Raw genomic sequence first — 15956 nt, forward strand, 5'->3', positions numbered from 1 at the left:
TCCACGACCTCGTCGAAGTGGTGGCCGCGATATATGTCGTGGAAGTGGACGGTCCTCATCAGACCCCCGCCAGCCGTTCGAGTACGTCGTCGAGTTGCACGACATCGGCGTACTTCGCGTCCATCTCGTAGAGGCTCACGGCCGCGGAGAGCCGCGAGCGGTCGAACACGGCCTGCTCGACCACGAACGGCCGGAAGCCGTGGGAGAAGCCGTCCACCACCGAGGCGCGTACGCAGCCGGACGTGGTGGTACCGGCGACGATCAGGTCGTCCACGCCCAGCGCGTGCAGATAGGTCGCCACCGGGGTGTCGAAGAAGGCGCTCGCCCGGGGCTTCGCGACGACGAGTTCACCGTCCCGGGGCGTCGACTCGGGCACGAAGTCGACCGCACCGGGGCGGCCGTTGACGAACTCGCCGACCAGCTCGTTCTTGACGGTGGGCCCGAGGAGCAGGGCCGCCGGACCGGACGGGCGCAGGTGCACGATCGGCACCCCGGCGGTGCGGGCGGCGCGCAGCAGCGCGGCGATCGCCGGCAACGCCTCGTGCGCGGCTGGCCCGCAGGCGGTCGGCCACTCCTCGATCGCCCGGGCCAGGTCGAGGCCGGGCGAGCCGACGAAGGACCGGACCACGTCGATGACGATCACCGCCGGGCGCTGTCCGGGCGCCTGACGGTGCGCGAACGAGGCGTACGCGACGCCGGCCTCGCCAGCGAATGGTTCCTGCCACCAGCGGGTCATGCGACTCCTCCCAGTTCCGAACGCTCACGCGTGCAGGCGTCCACCGCCGCCGTCACCAGCAGCCGGGTCAGCCGGAGCATGTTGGTCATCGACACCGAGTTCATCCCCATCGGGAAGTCGACCTCGGATCCGTCGGTGCCGAGCAGTCGGGGCATGCCGATCCGCGCGGTCGGGATGCCCCGGTTGCGCAGGATGTTGCCGTCGGTGGCACCGCTCGTCGTCCGGGCCGCCTCGTCCAGGGTGTGCGGTCGGCCGGTCGCCCGCTCCCAGGCCCGTACGCAGGCGCGGACGATCCAGCTGTCCGGGTCGGTGTGGCTGCCGGGAATGGCGAGCACCATCTCCCAGGAGGCGGAGACGTCGCCGAGCCGGTCCAGTGCGGCCCGGATGCCCTCGCCGAACTGCCGGGCAGCGTCGGCCGGGGTGGTGCGCGGGCTGGTCCGCAGGTCGACGGTGAACTCGCAGACCGCCGGGTTGAACGCGGCGGTACGCTCCCAGCCGCCGCGTACCGACCCGACGTGTCCCTGCGGCGCGACGAGTCCGCCGGTGTTCCGCGCGGTGTACTCCGGGAACCAACGCTCCAGTTCGCCGATCAGCCGGGCCGCGTCCACGATCGCGTTGCGGTACGGCAGGCGCTGCCGGCTGCCCACGTAGTTGAAGGTGCCGTTCACCCGGACGGTGAACCAGCAGAGTCCGACCTCCTCGTGCGCGACCGCCCAGCCGGGCTTGGCGAGGATCGCGTGGTCGGCCCAGACGCCCTGTTCGAGCATGAACGAGCAGCCGTTGCCCTGGCCGGTGTTGGCCCGGGTCGCGCCCGGGCGGCTGTTGGTGGGCATCCCGCCGGCGCCCAGCCCGACCAGCAGCGAGCCGCGCAGGGGCAGGCCGGCGGCCGCGACCGCCGAGGCGGCCTCGACGACGCAGGCGGCGTGCCCCTTCGGGTTGCTGGCGCCGAGCCCGATCACCCGGTCGCCGTCCCGCACGCCCTCCGGGCGCATGTCCGGACGCAGGGCGTCGCCGACCTGCGGCACGTCCTCGTCCGCGGTGCCGACCGACAGGGTGTCGATGGGGGCGTACAGCAGCAGGTCCGCCCCGGTGCCGTCGCCGCGCAGCCGGCCGACCGCGTTGCCCTGCCTCTCGTCGATCTCCTGGTACGCCGCCTCCAGCCCGACCGTTGCCAGATGTCCGGTCAGCAGCCGGGCGAGCGCCGCCTCGTCCCCGGTCGGGCTCGGAGTCGAGACCATCCGCAGCGTCAGGTCGCGTAGCCGGTCCGCGTCTATCGCGGCCCAGGCACGCTCGACAAGATCGGTCGTCATCGGCCCTCCTTCCCGTCCCGTCGGGCCGTTGCGGTCATAGGCTGCGCGACCGACCACCCCGCTGACCAGCGCGGTATTCCGGTCAGTGGATGCAGGCTCGGCTGGCCGCAGCCCGGGCCGAACTAGGCTGGCGGCAGCACCTCAGGGAACACTCCGGCCGACGGGCCGAAGCCAGCAAAGCCTCGAACCAGACAAAAGACGATGACAGGGACCAAAGGCTGATGATCGCCCCGATGTTCTCCCCGCACTACGCCCGCACCCGTAGTGGCCTGATCCACTACGTGGAGATGGGAACGGGCGAACCGCTGGTGCTGCTGCACCAGACGCCCAGTTCGTGGGACGAGTTCCGCGAGCTGATGCCCCTGCTGGCGACGAGACGCCGGGTGATCGCCCCGGACATCATCGGCTTCGGCGCATCCGAGTCGATCACCGACCACTCCATCGAGCGGTACGCCGAGGCGGTGCTCGCGCTCCTGGACGAGTTGGATCTCGACCGCGTCCACCTGCTCGGCCACCAGCTCGGCGGCATCGTGGCGGTGGAGATGTCACACCAGCAGCCGGAGCGACCGGGTGCGCTCATCCTCTCCGGCACCCCCTACGTCGACGAGGTGTTCCGGCGCAACCGGCCGCAGATGCACCCGCTCAGCCTGGTCGAACTCCAGGACGACGGCCGCCACCTCATGGAGCTGTGGGTACGCCGCAGTGGCTTCTACCCACCCGCCCGGCCCGACCTGCTCGACCGGTACGTCCGGGACGTACTGCTCCTGGAGGACCAGGCCGAGGAGGGACACCGGGCGATCAGCGCCTACCGGATGGAGGGGCGCACCGGCTACCGGGGGCAGGTGCTCTGCATCGGCGCCTCCGCCGACCCGATCAGCTTCCACCAGGTGTCGCGGCTGGTCGAGCGCTTCCCCCAGGCCTGCCTGGAGATCATCGAGGGCGGCATGGTCCCGCTGATGGAGCAGTTGCCCGAGGAGGTCGCGGCGCTGGTCACCAAGTTCCTCGACGAGACCCCGCTCTCCCCCGGTCCCGCACCGCGAGGCGGCACCGCCGCACCACGACACGGCACCGCCGCGCCACGACACGGCACCGCCGCACCGCGAGGCGGCACCGCCGCGCCGGCGTCCGGCGGGAGCGCCGACCCGGCCCACCACGACGAGGCGACATGACCGCTCCGAGGGACACCGAGCGGCTCGACCCACGGTCGGTCGCCGGCAAGATCGAAATAATCCTGGATGCGTTCAGCATGGACGACGTCGACCTGTCACTGGCCGAGTTGGTCCGTCGCACCGGCCTGCCCCGCACCACGGTCCACCGGATCTGCCAGGTCGCCACCATGTGGGGGGTGCTGGAGCGGTCCGGCGCCGACTACCGGCTCGGGCTACGCCTGTTCGAGCTGGGCCAGCGGGTGCCACGGCAGCGGATCCTGCGCGACGCGGCCCGGCCGTACATGCAGGAACTGCTCTACCGCACCCGCTCGGTGGTGCACCTCGCCATCGTCGACGGCCTCGACGCGCTGGTCATCGAGCGCCTGTCGCCGTACCGGCAGCCGACCCGGCACACCCAGATCGCCGGCCGGATGCCGATGCACTGCACCGCCGTGGGCAAGGTACTGCTCGCGTACTCGCACCCGAGGCTGCTCACCGAGACGCTCCGGGCCGGCCTCCCCCGTCGTACGCCCCGCACGATCACCTCGGCGCTGCACCTGAGCCAGGCGCTGGAACGGGCCCGGGAGACCGGCACGGCCACCGAGGTGGAGGAGATGCACGTCGGCTACTTCGCGGTCGGGGCACCCGTGCTCAACTCGGAGAAGGGTGCCATCGCCGCGGTCTCGGTCACCTCGGCGATCCACGCCAACAGCGTGGAGCAGCTCGCCGACCTGGTGAAGGAGGCGACCGCCGGCATCACGGCCACCCTCCGCGCCGCCTACGGCTGATCCTGAACCTGATCTTGAAGGAGTCGGGGTCCCCGGACTGTCCGGCCGAGGACCGGCGATCGGCCGGCGATATCGTGGTGCCACGATGGGCGCGGTGCCGGACATGCAAGAGACGTGAGCCCTGAGGACCGGTTTCGGCGCGTCTACGCCGGCAACTTCGAAGCGATTCTCGCGTACGCGTCACGTCGTGTCGGGCAGCCGGACGACGCCGCCGACGTGGTCGCGGAGACCTTCCTGGTGGCGTGGCGGCGCAGCGCCGAACTGCCCGCCGAGGATGAGATCCGGCTGTGGCTGTACGGGGTGGCCCGCCGCGTGCTGGCGAACCACCACCGCAGCGGGATCCGCCGACAGCGGCTGGGTGAGCGGCTCCGGCACTGCCTGACCGCGGTCTCCACGCCCGATCCCGGCAGTGAGGTGCCGCAGCGGCTCGCCGTGCAGGCCGCGCTGCGCCGGCTCAACGACACGGACCGGGAGATCTTGCTACTCACGGTATGGGAGGGCCTGCAGCCCCGGGAGGCGGCGGAGGTGGTCGGAATCAGCCCGACCGCGGCGCGGACCCGCCTGTCGCGGGCGCGGGCCCGGCTGCGCGAACTCGTCGGTGACGACGCCGAGGCACCCGGACATGTACTCGATGTCCTGGCCGCACCCGTCCCGAAGGAGGGCAGATGACCGACGAGCACCTCGACCGCCTGGTTCGAGACGCCGACCCCTATCGACCTGAGATCGTCGCGCGCCTCGGCGGGGCGGATCAGCATCTCCTGGAGGAGATCATGTCCACCCCGAAACTCGACCCGGTACCGGCGAGACCGCCGCGCCGTACCCTCGTCCGTCGACTCGTCGGCGCCACGGCCGCCGCGGCGGCCGTCGCCGGCATCATCGCCACCTCGTCGCTCTGGTCCGCGCAGCCCGACGACGTGTACGGCGGACCGACCGGCCTGCCCGGCGTGGACACGGCCGCGATCAGCGGGTGGGAACTCGACCTGAAGGCTGCGCAGGACCACCCGCGCCTGCTGATCGACGAGCCGGGCTGGAAGGCGATCAGCGTCTACGGGTTCGCCGAGGAGACCGGCAGCATCGAATTCCAGAACGGCGACCGTAGCCTGCAGATGAACTGGTACCCGGACGAGCGGTACCAGGACTACTACGACGACCGGCTACACGTCAGCAAGCCTGAGGCGACCACCGTGGCGAACCGGCCGGCCAGCATCTTCACCTACCGCAGGAACGACATGGCGGCCATGCTCAGGCCGCAGGACGGCACCTTTGTCGAGTTGCGCACCGGGGGCAACTGGACCCGGGCCACCTTCGACGAGATCCTCACCCACGTGATCAAGGTGGATGCCGAGTCGTTCCTCAAGGCGCTGCCGCCGGAGATCGTCACGCCGGGCGACGTCCGCGAGGAAGCCGCCAGGATTCTCGCCGACATGCCGTCCCCGCCGGGCTTCGACGTGTCGGTACTGGACAACGCCGGGGCCAACGACCCGTACCAGTTCGGCGCCGCGGTGGCCGGCAGGGTCACCTGCGACTGGATCGCCGAGTGGATCCGGGCCGACTCCGCCGGCGACGACCACGCGGTCAGGCAGGCCGCGGCCGCGCTGCGCAGCAGCCACCACTGGAAGGTGCTGCACGACATGAACGACGAGGGCGACTACCCCGAGGTCGTCTGGGAGATCGCCGACAAGGTCGCCGACGGCGATGTCCCGAAGTCGTACCAGGACGGCCTGGGCTGCTGACCGGGCCGGTGGTCCGGGAAGGACGACCGGTGCCTTCCGCTCCCGCTCGGCGACACCCGCCTTCGGGTAGCGCCGAGCGGGAGCGGGCCCCCGTTCTCGTGGTCGCCGGACGGCGGTCGCCCTCCGGCCGGGGTCAGCCCCGCCGGTGTCGTGGCAGCAGCAGGCTCACCAGCGCGATGGCCAGGCCGATCCCGGCGGCGATGAGGAACACCAGGTCGTAGCCGGCGGCGAGGGCGGCCGGCGAACCGGCGTCGCGGCCGAACGGTTACGCGAGCAGATCGCCACCCTCACCGCACAGCTCACCGCAGCCGAGACCGAGCTGGCCGAACTCACGATCACCCGCAAGACCCTACTCATCCTGACCGGCCAGACCGATCCGGCGGCACCCGCCGAGGCGACCATCGCCAGCCCCGCCTACCAGCAGATCCTCGCCGTCTTCCACACCGCCACCAGCGGGATGCGCGCCAAGGACATCTGCCACACCCTCGGCACCGGGACCACCGCCAAGGACACCGAAGGCCTACGCGCCAAGCTCAAACGCCTCGTCGCCCGCCAGATCCTGACCGAACCCGAGCCTGGCCTGTTCACCCTCGCCCCACCACCGCCGTCCGCGCAGCCCGCGAGCAGGACCTCTAACCTACGGCCAACCCACGACGGGCATAGACTCCCGGACCACCCTCCGACGCTGTTCGGAACGTGTCAGGTTGGCCTGGTAGCAGCAGCCACCTTCGGCTGCCCTGGCGTAGCAGTCCGTTGGTGTTCTCGTTGGTGCCGCCGTCACCCACCCCGGAGGTCTTCCCATGACACACCCCTCGATCAGAGTGTTGCGACGACCACTGGAATCCGCCCAGTATCGAGCGATCCGCTACAGCCAGCGGCTCGCCGAGACCGGCGCCGTCGCCTCGGTCGGATCCAAGGGCGACTCGTACGACAATGCCATGGCCGAAGCGTTCAACTCCCTGTACAAGGCCGAACTCGTCCGCGACAGGGGGCCCTGGCGCGGGCTCGACGACCTGGAGATGGCAACCGTCGAATACATCGACTGGTACAACAGCCGAAGGCTGCACGGCGAGCTCGGCCACGTCCCACCCGCCGAGCACGAGGCACCACACGCGATGACCCACCCGGTCACCGCGCTCCTGAAAACCAGCTAACCAACTGATCCATCACCGTCCGGGACGACCATGATCGGCGAGACAGAACCTAGCGGGCGGCGAGCTGGCCGATGACCTTGTCGATGTCGCAGTTGGCGCTTCGGTTGAAGGGCAACTTCGTCAGTACGGCGCCCATGGCGCAGGTGTTGGTGAGGGCCGCGACGACCAGGCCGGCGCCGATGGCGGCGGCGAACCATTGCACGCCGGGCAGGACCAGACTGGTGAGGACGCTGAGCAGGACGAGCGTGCCGGCGACCAGCCGGACCTGCCGTTCGATGTCCCAGCGGGCCCGGCCGCGCCTGACCGGTACGCCGGCGGCCTGCCAGGCGAGGATGCCACCGTCGAGGACGTGCACATTCGGCATGCCGACTTCGGCGAGTAGTTGCTCCGCCTGGGCGGCGCGCATACCCGAGCGGCAGACCAGGACGACCTGGTCGAGGTGGGCGTGAAGCTCCCGGCGGTGCTCGCGCATCAGGTGCAGCGGAACGTTGTAGGCGCCGGGGATGTGGACCGCCTCGAACTCGGCGGGGCTGCGTACGTCGAGGACGCGGACGGTGTCGTCGGTGGCGAGCCAGTCGCGCAGGGCAGCCGGGTCGAGTCGGGTCGGGTGTGCGGCGGCGTCGGTCACGGGAAGTTGTGCTCCTTCGGCAAGAGGTGGGATGTGCGGTGGACGGGCTGCGGAGGATCAGGCGCGGCCGTGCAGCATTCCATGCCAGTACAGCGCTGGCAGGCCGTAGCGCTTGAATAGCCACATGTCGTATCGGGGTCGCATGGTGTCGATGAGTGGGAAGCTGGGCCGTGGCGTGAGGTCGTAGTCGAACTCGGCCAGCAGCATCCGGTTGCGGGCGGTGATCAGCGGACAGGAGGTGTAACCGTCGTATCGGGCCGGCGGAGGTTCGCCGCGGCGGGCGGCGAGCAGGTTCGCGGCGACGATCGTCGCCTGCTTTCGGATCGCGGCGCCGGTCTTGGCGGTGGGCAGGTTGGCCACGTCGCCGAGGGCGAAGACGTTGGGCCAGCGCGAGCTTTGCAGGGTGTACTGGTCGACCTGCAGGTAGCCGAACGGGCTGTCCGGGTCGGCCAGGGGTGATGCGGCGACCCAGTCGGGAGCGCTCTGCGGCGGTACGGCGTGCAGCATCGCGTAGCGGATCTCTTCCATGGCGCCGCGCTTGGTGTCGAGCAGCGTCGCCCGGTGCGCGGGGCCGTCGACCTCGACCAGGTGGGTGTTGTGGCGGACCTCGATGCCGTACCCGGCGGCGACGCCCCGCAGCACCTCACCCCACTGCGGCTGGCTGAAGATGGCCGCGGTGGGCAGTACCAGGATCACCCGCATGTCGTGCAGGACGCCCTGACGGCGCCACCAGTCGGTGGCCAGGTAGGCGATCTTCTGCGGGGCGCCGGCACACTTGATCGAGCCTGGCGGCATGGTGAACAGAGCCGTCCCACCCCGGGTCTGCCGGATGTTCTGCCAGGTCCTGGGGGCCAGGTCGAAGTGGTAGATGGTGGAGACCTCGTCGTGGCCAAGCGTCTCGGCCAGTCCCGGGATCGCGTCCGGGTTCAGTTGCAGGCCGGGGGCCATGACCAGGAAGTCGTAGGTGAGGGTCCGGCCGTTGCCGAGGACGACGGTACGGGCGTCCGGGTCGACGGCGGTGACCCGCTCGGCCACCCAGGTGACACCCTTGGGCATGACCCTGGCCTCCGGACGCACCGTCTGTGCGGCCTCGGCGCGGCCACCACCGACGAGTGTCCACAGCGGCTGATAGAAATGCGTCTGCGACGGCTCCACCACCGCCACGTCGGACACGCCCGCGCGGCGCAGGCGCGCGGCGACGCTGATGCCGGCGGTACCACCTCCGACGATGACCACCTCGTGATGCGACCGGAACGGGGCCGGTGTCGGCACGGGTGGAGCAGCGGTCGAGCGGTGCGCGACCTTGTCGCTTGCGATCGACCGGAACCGGAGCACGGCGGTGGCGGCGAGGACCAGCGCCGCGGTGGCGGCCCACAGCAGGGGGCTGTGCCACCATCGGGTGGGCAGTTGCTGAGCGAGGACGAGGACGCCCATGACAACCACAAACCAGCCGAAAGACTTGCGCAGTACATCCTCGCGGATCCGACCGGCGAGCCGGCTGCCGATCAGGCTGCCGGCCACGGCGGCCACGGTGACCGCGATGGCGAGCCCCCAGTGGACGTGCACGGTGGACAGGTAGCCGGCCAGGCCGGCGAAGGACTTCATCGCGATGACGAGCAGCGACGTGCCGACCGCGACCGGCATCGGCAGGCCGCCGAGCAGGGCGAGGGCTGGCACGACGAGAAAGCCGCCGCCGGCGCCGACCAGCCCGGTGGCCAGGCCGACGATCACTCCGTCGGCGATTACACGCGGCACGGGCAGCTCGTGCGGGGCAGGTCGGTCGGCGGAATCCCGCCGGCCCCTGATCATCGCGGCCGCGGTGGCCAGCATCATCAGCCCGAAGCCGGTGAGCAGGACACCGCCGGGGATGAACTCCGCGAACCGGCCACCGGCGTAGGCGCCGGTCATACCGGCCAGCCCGAAGACCAGGCCGGTACGCCAGCGTACCCGGCCGCCCCGGGCGTGCGGCAGAACACCGACCGCGCTGGTGACACCGACAACGAGTAACGACGTCGCGATCGCCTCCTTGGCCGGCAGACCGGCGACATAGACCAGCAGCGGCACGGCCAGAATGGAGCCGCCACCGCCGAGCAGACCGAGGCTGGCGCCGATACCGACCGCGAGGACCATGGTCAGGACCAGAGCGGCGGTCATGAGCCCACCTTCGGGGACCCACCGAAGTACACCGGCAGCCCCGACTCGCGGGCCCTGCTGAACTCGTCGTCGACAGCGACCACACGGCGGCCGGCGGCGGCCAGGATCGAGGCGGCGATCGCGGCACGGTAACCCCCGGCGCAATGCACCCACACCTCGCCGTCGGGCACCTCGTCGACGCGGCGCAGCAACTCGTGCAAGGGAATGTGCACGGCACCCTCGATCCGGGCCGCGGCAGCCTCGAGGTCGCGACGGGTGTCCAGAACGACGACCGCCCGGTGGTGGCGTACCTGGGCGAGGTCGGCGAAGGTGGCCCGGGGGAAAGCTTCCAGGGCGGCGCTGCCGGCCCACTTAGCCGGGTTGCCGGTGGCGTGCGCGGCCGGCCGGTCGATACCGATTCGCACCAGCTCCCGCTGCGCCTCGGCGACCTGCTCGACGGTCTCGCCGAGCAGGGTCAGCGGGGTGCCCGGGGGAATCAGCCAGCCGAGGTAGGTGGCGAAGCCGCCATCCAGGCCGACGTTCAGCGTTCCGGCGACGTGGCCGGCGGCGAACGCTACCCTGTTGCGCAGGTCGACCACCCACTCGCCGTCGGCGAGGCGCTTGCGCAGCTGCTCGGCGTCGGCTCGCTCCGGCACGCTCAGGTCCGGCGCGCCCGGTCCGGCGCTGTTGGCCGGCGCCATGTGCGCGTAGTAGGCCGGCCAGGCGTCAAGGCCGGCCAACAGGTCGTCCACGAAGGTCTGTTCCGTCTTGGTCAGAGCGGGGTTGCTGCGCTTCTCGGCGGCGACGGTGGAGGCGGCGGCCTCGGACTGGGTGGCCGAGCAGAAGCTGCCGAACCCGTGCGTCGGGTAAATTCCGGCGTCGTCCGGCAGTTCGCCGGCCAGGCGGTGGGCTGACTGGTACTGGTGGCGCACCAGGGCGTCGGTGTGTGCCGGGCCGAGCAGATCTGGCCGGCCGACCGAGCCGTACAGCAGGGACCCGCCGGTGAACACGGCGACCTGCCTCCCGCCGACGTCGAGGGCGTAGGCCAGGTGGGTAAAGGTGTGCCCGGGAGTGGCGAGCACCCCTACCCGCATGGTGTCGCCGACGGCGATGACGTCGCCGTCGTGGACCGCCACCCGGTCGAAGGTCACCGGATCGTCGGCGTTGACGTGGTAGGCCGCGCCGGTGGTCTGGGCCAGGGCGTAGCCGCCGGTCACATAGTCGTTGTGGATGTGGGTCTCGAAGACGTGGGTGATGTGCACGCCCTCGGTGGCGGCCAGGTCGAGGACCCGGTCAATGTCGCGCTGTGGGTCCACGACGAGCGCGACGGTGCCGTCGTGAACGAGGTAGCTGCGGTCTCCGAGGGTCGGGGTGTCGATCGGCAGGATACGGAACACGAGAACTCCTTGCGGTTGAGGGGTGGGTTCAGGCGCTGACGTGGCGGCCCCGGACCGTGGGGTGCCCGGCGCGCCACCGGGCGTCGGTGCCGCCGGCCACGGGCCGGGCGTCTACACCCGCCCGGGTGAGGTAGCTGGCGACGGCGACGTTCCGGTTGCCGCTGGCGCAGATCAGGTGCACCGGGACACCGCGCGGCACGCATCACGTGCCTCCTCCCGATCGTATACCCCCGGGGGTATCTGCGATCGACGCTATCTCCATGAGCGGCGAGACTGTCAAGCTCGAATCCGGTGACATGGCCCACGCAAGACCGGATTCGGACCTATACCCCCAGGGGTAACGGAAAGCGCCGCCCGGAGCGGCGTCACCTCGGGCGATGGCCCGCTGCCACAGATACCCGCCGGGGTATGCTGAAATCAGTGCGAAAACAGTGGGAGAGTGAGATGCAGATCGACAGTGACGCGCTCGGTGACGTGATCAAGCGGCTGCGCCGAGCCGAGGGCCAGATCCGCGGGGTGATCGCGATGCTCGAGTCTGGTCGTGACTGCGCCGAGGTCGTCACCCAACTCGCGGCGGTGTCCCGCGCGCTGGACCGCGCCGGATTCAAGATCATCGCCACCGGGCTGCGCCAGTGTGTGACCGCCCAGAACGAGGGCGAGCAGCAGACCGTCGATGTCGCCAAGCTTGAGAAGTTGTTCCTGTCCCTGGCGTGAACCCGCCGGACCGTCCCGAACCGGAAGCCGACCTCCTCCCGGCCCGCGTGGTCGTGACACCGTCGTGGCGCCGGTGTTCAACAGCGTCGACGGGGCATCCGGACCGTTCTCAGGGTGACCAACGGCCCGGTTGGACGCATACCCCCGGGCGTACCTTCGTTGCCGGGTGACCGGACGAGGGGAGGTCGGGACCGATGAAGACCGTTATCGTGGGCGGTGTTGCGGGCGGGATGTCGGCGGCGACCAGGCTGCGGCGACTGGACGCGAACGCTGACATCGTCGTGTTCGAGCGGGGCGAGCACGTGTCCTACGCCAACTGCGGCCTGCCGTACCACCTCGGCGGTGTCATCAGCGACCGGAAGGACCTGCTGCTGCAGACCCCCGAAGGGCTGGGCGGGCGGTTCGGTCTTGACGTGCGGATACGCACCGAGGTGCTGTCGATAGACCGGGAGCGGCGCACTGTGCGGGTGCGAGACCTCGACAGGGCGACCGAGTACGACGAATCCTGGGACGTCCTCGTGCTCAGCCTCGGTGCGGCACCGATCGTTCCGGATCTACCCGGCATCGAAGGGGCCTTGCCGCTGCGCACCGTCACCGACGCCGACCGCGTCGTCACGGCAATGCGCGGACAGCGCCCACGTACCGCAGCGGTGATCGGTGGCGGGTTCATCGGGCTAGAAGTCGCCGAGAACCTGACCCGCCGGGGTCTGGCGGTCAGCGTCGTCGAACTCGACCGGCAGGTTCTCGCCCCGCTCGATCCGGAGATGGCCGCAGGCGTCCACGCACAGCTGCGTGCGCACGGGGTGACCCTGTGCCTGGGGACCGGACCGGCCAAGGTGCTGGCCGACGCCGTCGAACTGACCGACGGGCGGCTGATCGACGCCGAACTGGTCCTGTTGGCCATCGGCGTACGCCCCGAGGTCGGCTTGGCTCGTACCGCCGGACTGGCCGTCGGTTCACGTGGGGGGATCGTGGTGGACGCCTCGATGCGTACCCGCGGCGAACGCAGCGTGCAGTGGCATCAACTGGACAACCCCACACTGCAGCCGCCCTCGTCGGTGACCCTGTCCGGGTAGCCAACCTCGACGGTGGTTACCTCACCTGGCTGGCCGGCTCGGCAAGCCGCACCGGTACACCATCATCGGCAGCGCGGCCAACGAGGTCGAGGCAAGGCAACGCGTCGACCGGATGATCGACCCGAATGGTGCCGGCAGTGCCGGAATGACGGGTCGGACGCCGCTTCCGTTGCTGCGGAGGCGACGAAGCCCCACGGTGGCGAACACCCGGCAGTCAGTTCGTTGGAATCGGGACCAAAGGTAGTGAGGTCCGGGAGAATGGAGCCGTGGCCGGGGAGCAGGACGCACTTCAGCGCTTGCGGAACGCACTCGTGCGGATTCATGAGCGCGTAGCAGTATAGTCCGACGACAGCCTGCACCTAGTACTCCAACGTCACTTGGCTTCGGCCATGGGCGTGGCGTGGGCATGAGGACGGCCACCGCGTTGATCATCGATGGTTTGTGAGGACAACCGAAGATCGTGCGGTGGCCGTGTGCCACAGCGTAGACCTTGATCAGTGGCGGGTCATCCTGGACGAGGCGGTGACGCGTGTCGCTGACCGGTTCGTCCGCGCGGAGCCACGCCGGACCGCCGGGCAGTTCGTGGAAGGGCTGCTGTCGCGCGTGGAACGCAAGACTTGCTGGTCCCTGGCGGAACGGGCAGGTCACGATGATCCGCAGGCGATGCAGCGGCTGCTGCGTACGGCGGTGTGGGACGCCGACGCCGTCCGCGACGACGTGCGGGCCTGGCTGATCGAGCACCTCGGCCACCCTGACGCCGTGCTGGCCACTGACGAGACAGGCTTCCTGAAGAAGGGCATGTGCTCGGTCGGGGTGCAGCGGCAGTACACCGGCACCGCCGGGCGGATCGAGAACAGCCAGGTCGGGGTGTTCCTGGCCTATGTCTCACCTCTGGGGCGGGCGCTGATCGACCGCCGGCTCTATCTACCCGAGACGACCTGGTGCCAGCAGCCCGAGCGTCTCGCCGCCGCCGGCGTTCCGGACGGTGTCGGGTTCGCCACGAAGCCTGCGCTGGCCCGACAGATGATCGCCGCCGCGTTGGACGCCGAAATCCCGTTCGGATGGGTGACCGGCGACGAGGTCTACGGCGCCGACCCCGGCCTGCGCGCTGACCTCGAACACCGCGGGATCGGTTACGTCCTCGCGGTCGGCTGCGACCGACGCGTGGCGGTCAACGACGGCCGCACCCTCATCCGCGTTGACGAACTCGCCGAGCGGATCCCCACCCGCGAGTGGCAGCGGCACAGCTGCGGGCCGGGCGCGAAAGGGCCCCGCGACTATCTATGGGCCTGGATCACCACGGCCGCCCGCCCTGGCGAGTATCGGTGGCTGCTCATCCGCCGCAACCGCACCAGCGGCGAGTTGGCCTTCTACCTGTGCTGGTCACCCCGGCCGGTGCCGCTGCACACCCTCGTGACCGTGGCCGGCTCCCGCTGGAGCATCGAGGAGTTGTTCCAGACCGGCAAAGGCCAGGTCGGCCTCGACCACTACCAGGTCCGCGGCTGGACCGGCTGGCACCGGTTCATCACCCTGGCCATGCTCGCCCTGGCCGTCCTGACCATCCTCGCCGCCCAGCAACCCGATCCCGACTCGGAGATCATCGCGTTGACCGTCGCCGAGATCCGCCGACTCCTCAACGCCTTCGTCCTCGCCACATCGCCACCGCCAGAACACACCCTGCACTGGTCGATCTGGCGACGAACATCCCAAGCCCGAGCCCGACGATCCCACTACCAGCGCAGACAGGCGAAGTGACGTTGGAGTACTAGCCGCCCACGACGTCAGCCAGGCGGTCTGGAACTGGGTGTCAAGCCCCGGGTTTGATGGAGAGTTGGTTAGCTGGTTTCCAGGGGTGCGGTGACCGGCTGGGTCATCGCGTGTAGTGCCTCGTGCTCGGCGGGCGGGACGTGCCCGAGCTCGCCGTGTAGGCGCCGGTTGTTGTACCAGTCGATGTACTCGACGGTGGCCATCTCCAGGTCGTCGAGTCCACGCCACGGGCCTTTGTTGCGGACGAGTTCGGCCTTGTACAGGGAGTTGAACGCCTCGGCCATGGCGTTGTCGTAGGAGTCGCCCTTGGAGCCGACCGAGGCGACGGCGCCGGCCTCGGCCAGCCGCTGGGTGTAGCGGATCGCTCGATACTGGACTCCCCGGTCGGAGTGGTGGACCAGTCCGCCCAGGTCAGCGCCTTGATTCTCGCGGCGCCAGATCGCCATCTTCAACGCGTCGAGGGCCAGACCGGTGTAGAGACTCGTGGACACCTGCCAGCCGACGATCATGCGGGAGTGCACGTCGAGGACGAACGCGGCGTACACCCAGCCCACGCTGGTGCGCACGTAGGTCAGGTCCGCGACCCACAGCTGGTTCGGCCCGGCTGCGGTGAAGTCCCGTCTGACCAGGTCAGCAGGGCGGCTGGTCTCGGCTGCCGGGCGGGTCGTGCGTGGCGACTTGTCGCGCAGCAGCCCACGCAGCCCGGACTCACGCATCAGCCGCTCGACCGTGCACCGGGCCACCCGCACCCCTTGGCGGTGCAGCTCGTGCCAGATCTTGCGGGCGCCGTAGACGCCGTAGTTGGCCGTGTGGACCTGCTCGATCATCGCGGTCAGCTCCTCGTCGCGCCGACAGCGGGCGCTGGCGGGGCGGGTCTTGGCGGCGTAGTAGGTCGACGGTGCGATCTGCGCCGGCGTGTCTTCGAGCGCCCGCAGGACCGGCTGGACACCGTGTTCGGCCTTCTGGGAGTCGACGAAGTCGACCTTCATCGCGACGGACGGTCCAGCTCCGCCGCGAAGAAACTCGCCGCGGACTTCAGGATCTGGTTCGCCCGCCGCAGCTCACGCACTTCCCGTTCCAGGGCGGCGATGCGTTCGGCGTCGCCGCTGGTGGTCCCCGGCCGCTGCCCGGCGTCGGTCTCGGCCTGCTTCACCCACGTGCGCAACGCCTCCGGATGAACCCCGAGCTGACCGGCGATCCGCCGGATCGCCCCGACCGCGGACGCCGGATCCCGGCGGGCCTCGACCGCCAACCGGGTAGCACGCTCACGCAGCTCATCGCTGTACTTCTTCGGTGCCGGCATCGCTAGTGTTCCTCCCAGGTTTCGATGTCTCCATCAAACCCGGTGCGGAACAGGGACATCCGTGCCCCC

Annotated in this window: 13 protein-coding genes and 3 pseudogenes; 8 read left to right on the forward strand and 8 right to left on the reverse strand. The window is 70.2% G+C overall.

Features of this window, described 5'->3' with window-relative positions:
• Positions 1-58 precede the first annotated feature (58 nt).
• Positions 59-736, reverse strand: a complete 678-nt coding sequence (locus tag EV371_RS21290) for an isochorismatase family protein (protein WP_130463610.1) — start codon at positions 734-736, stop codon at positions 59-61.
• Positions 733-2046: a zinc-binding metallopeptidase family protein gene (locus tag EV371_RS21295; protein WP_130463611.1), complete on the reverse strand. Its 1314-nt coding sequence runs from the start codon at positions 2044-2046 to the stop codon at positions 733-735. The genes EV371_RS21290 and EV371_RS21295 overlap by 4 nt, the downstream gene beginning before the upstream one ends.
• A gap of 221 nt (positions 2047-2267) precedes the next feature.
• Between EV371_RS21295 and EV371_RS21300 the strand changes: the two genes are divergently transcribed.
• From EV371_RS21300 to EV371_RS21325, 5 genes and pseudogenes are all read left to right on the forward strand, one after another.
• The gene (locus EV371_RS21300; protein WP_207230564.1) at positions 2268-3215 is read left to right on the forward strand and encodes an alpha/beta fold hydrolase; all 948 of its coding nucleotides are present in this window, start codon (positions 2268-2270) and stop codon (positions 3213-3215) included.
• Positions 3212-3982, forward strand: a complete 771-nt coding sequence (locus tag EV371_RS21305) for an IclR family transcriptional regulator (protein WP_130463612.1) — start codon at positions 3212-3214, stop codon at positions 3980-3982. The genes EV371_RS21300 and EV371_RS21305 overlap by 4 nt, the downstream gene beginning before the upstream one ends.
• A 114-nt stretch (positions 3983-4096) precedes the next feature.
• On the forward strand, positions 4097-4651 hold the full coding sequence (locus tag EV371_RS21310; protein ID WP_130463613.1) for a sigma-70 family RNA polymerase sigma factor: 555 nt from the start codon (positions 4097-4099) through the stop codon (positions 4649-4651).
• Positions 4648-5715, forward strand: a complete 1068-nt coding sequence (locus tag EV371_RS21315; protein ID WP_130463614.1) for a hypothetical protein — start codon at positions 4648-4650, stop codon at positions 5713-5715. The genes EV371_RS21310 and EV371_RS21315 overlap by 4 nt, the downstream gene beginning before the upstream one ends.
• Positions 5716-6563: 848 nt before the next feature.
• A pseudogene (locus EV371_RS21325) lies at positions 6564-6869 on the forward strand (integrase core domain-containing protein); the annotation flags it as partial.
• 49 nt (positions 6870-6918) lie between these two features.
• Here EV371_RS21325 and EV371_RS21330 read toward each other — a convergent pair.
• From EV371_RS21330 to EV371_RS21345, 5 genes and pseudogenes are all read right to left on the reverse strand, one after another.
• On the reverse strand, positions 6919-7497 hold the full coding sequence (locus EV371_RS21330; RefSeq protein WP_130463616.1) for a rhodanese-like domain-containing protein: 579 nt from the start codon (positions 7495-7497) through the stop codon (positions 6919-6921).
• 57 nt (positions 7498-7554) lie between these two features.
• On the reverse strand, positions 7555-8832 hold the full coding sequence (locus EV371_RS21335) for an NAD(P)/FAD-dependent oxidoreductase (protein ID WP_349340876.1): 1278 nt from the start codon (positions 8830-8832) through the stop codon (positions 7555-7557).
• Positions 8827-9651, reverse strand: a pseudogene (locus EV371_RS34490) (sulfite exporter TauE/SafE family protein); the annotation flags it as partial. The gene EV371_RS21335 and the pseudogene EV371_RS34490, both read right to left, overlap by 6 nt.
• Positions 9648-11027: an MBL fold metallo-hydrolase gene (locus EV371_RS21340; protein ID WP_130463617.1), complete on the reverse strand. Its 1380-nt coding sequence runs from the start codon at positions 11025-11027 to the stop codon at positions 9648-9650. The pseudogene EV371_RS34490 and the gene EV371_RS21340, both read right to left, overlap by 4 nt.
• A gap of 28 nt (positions 11028-11055) precedes the next feature.
• Positions 11056-11226 (reverse strand): rhodanese-like domain-containing protein, encoded by a 171-nt coding sequence (locus EV371_RS21345; RefSeq protein ID WP_130463618.1) that lies wholly within the window; start codon positions 11224-11226, stop codon positions 11056-11058.
• 245 nt (positions 11227-11471) lie between these two features.
• Between EV371_RS21345 and EV371_RS21350 the strand changes: the two genes are divergently transcribed.
• The 3 genes from EV371_RS21350 to EV371_RS21360 all read left to right on the forward strand — a co-directional run bounded on the left by EV371_RS21350 (position 11472) and on the right by EV371_RS21360 (position 14572).
• Positions 11472-11741 (forward strand): metal-sensing transcriptional repressor, encoded by a 270-nt coding sequence (locus EV371_RS21350; RefSeq protein WP_130463619.1) that lies wholly within the window; start codon positions 11472-11474, stop codon positions 11739-11741.
• Positions 11742-11935: 194 nt separating this feature from the next.
• Complete coding sequence (locus EV371_RS21355) at positions 11936-12817, forward strand: FAD-dependent oxidoreductase (RefSeq protein ID WP_130463620.1); 882 nt, start codon at positions 11936-11938, stop codon at positions 12815-12817.
• A 465-nt stretch (positions 12818-13282) separates the two neighbouring features.
• On the forward strand, positions 13283-14572 hold the full coding sequence (locus EV371_RS21360; RefSeq protein ID WP_486484425.1) for an IS701 family transposase: 1290 nt from the start codon (positions 13283-13285) through the stop codon (positions 14570-14572).
• 80 nt (positions 14573-14652) lie between these two features.
• On the opposite strand, the pseudogene EV371_RS21365 reads toward EV371_RS21360, so the two are convergent.
• A pseudogene (locus tag EV371_RS21365) lies at positions 14653-15887 on the reverse strand (IS3 family transposase).
• Positions 15888-15956: the final 69 nt, after the last annotated feature.

The organism is Plantactinospora sp. CNZ321, from assembly GCF_004217235.1.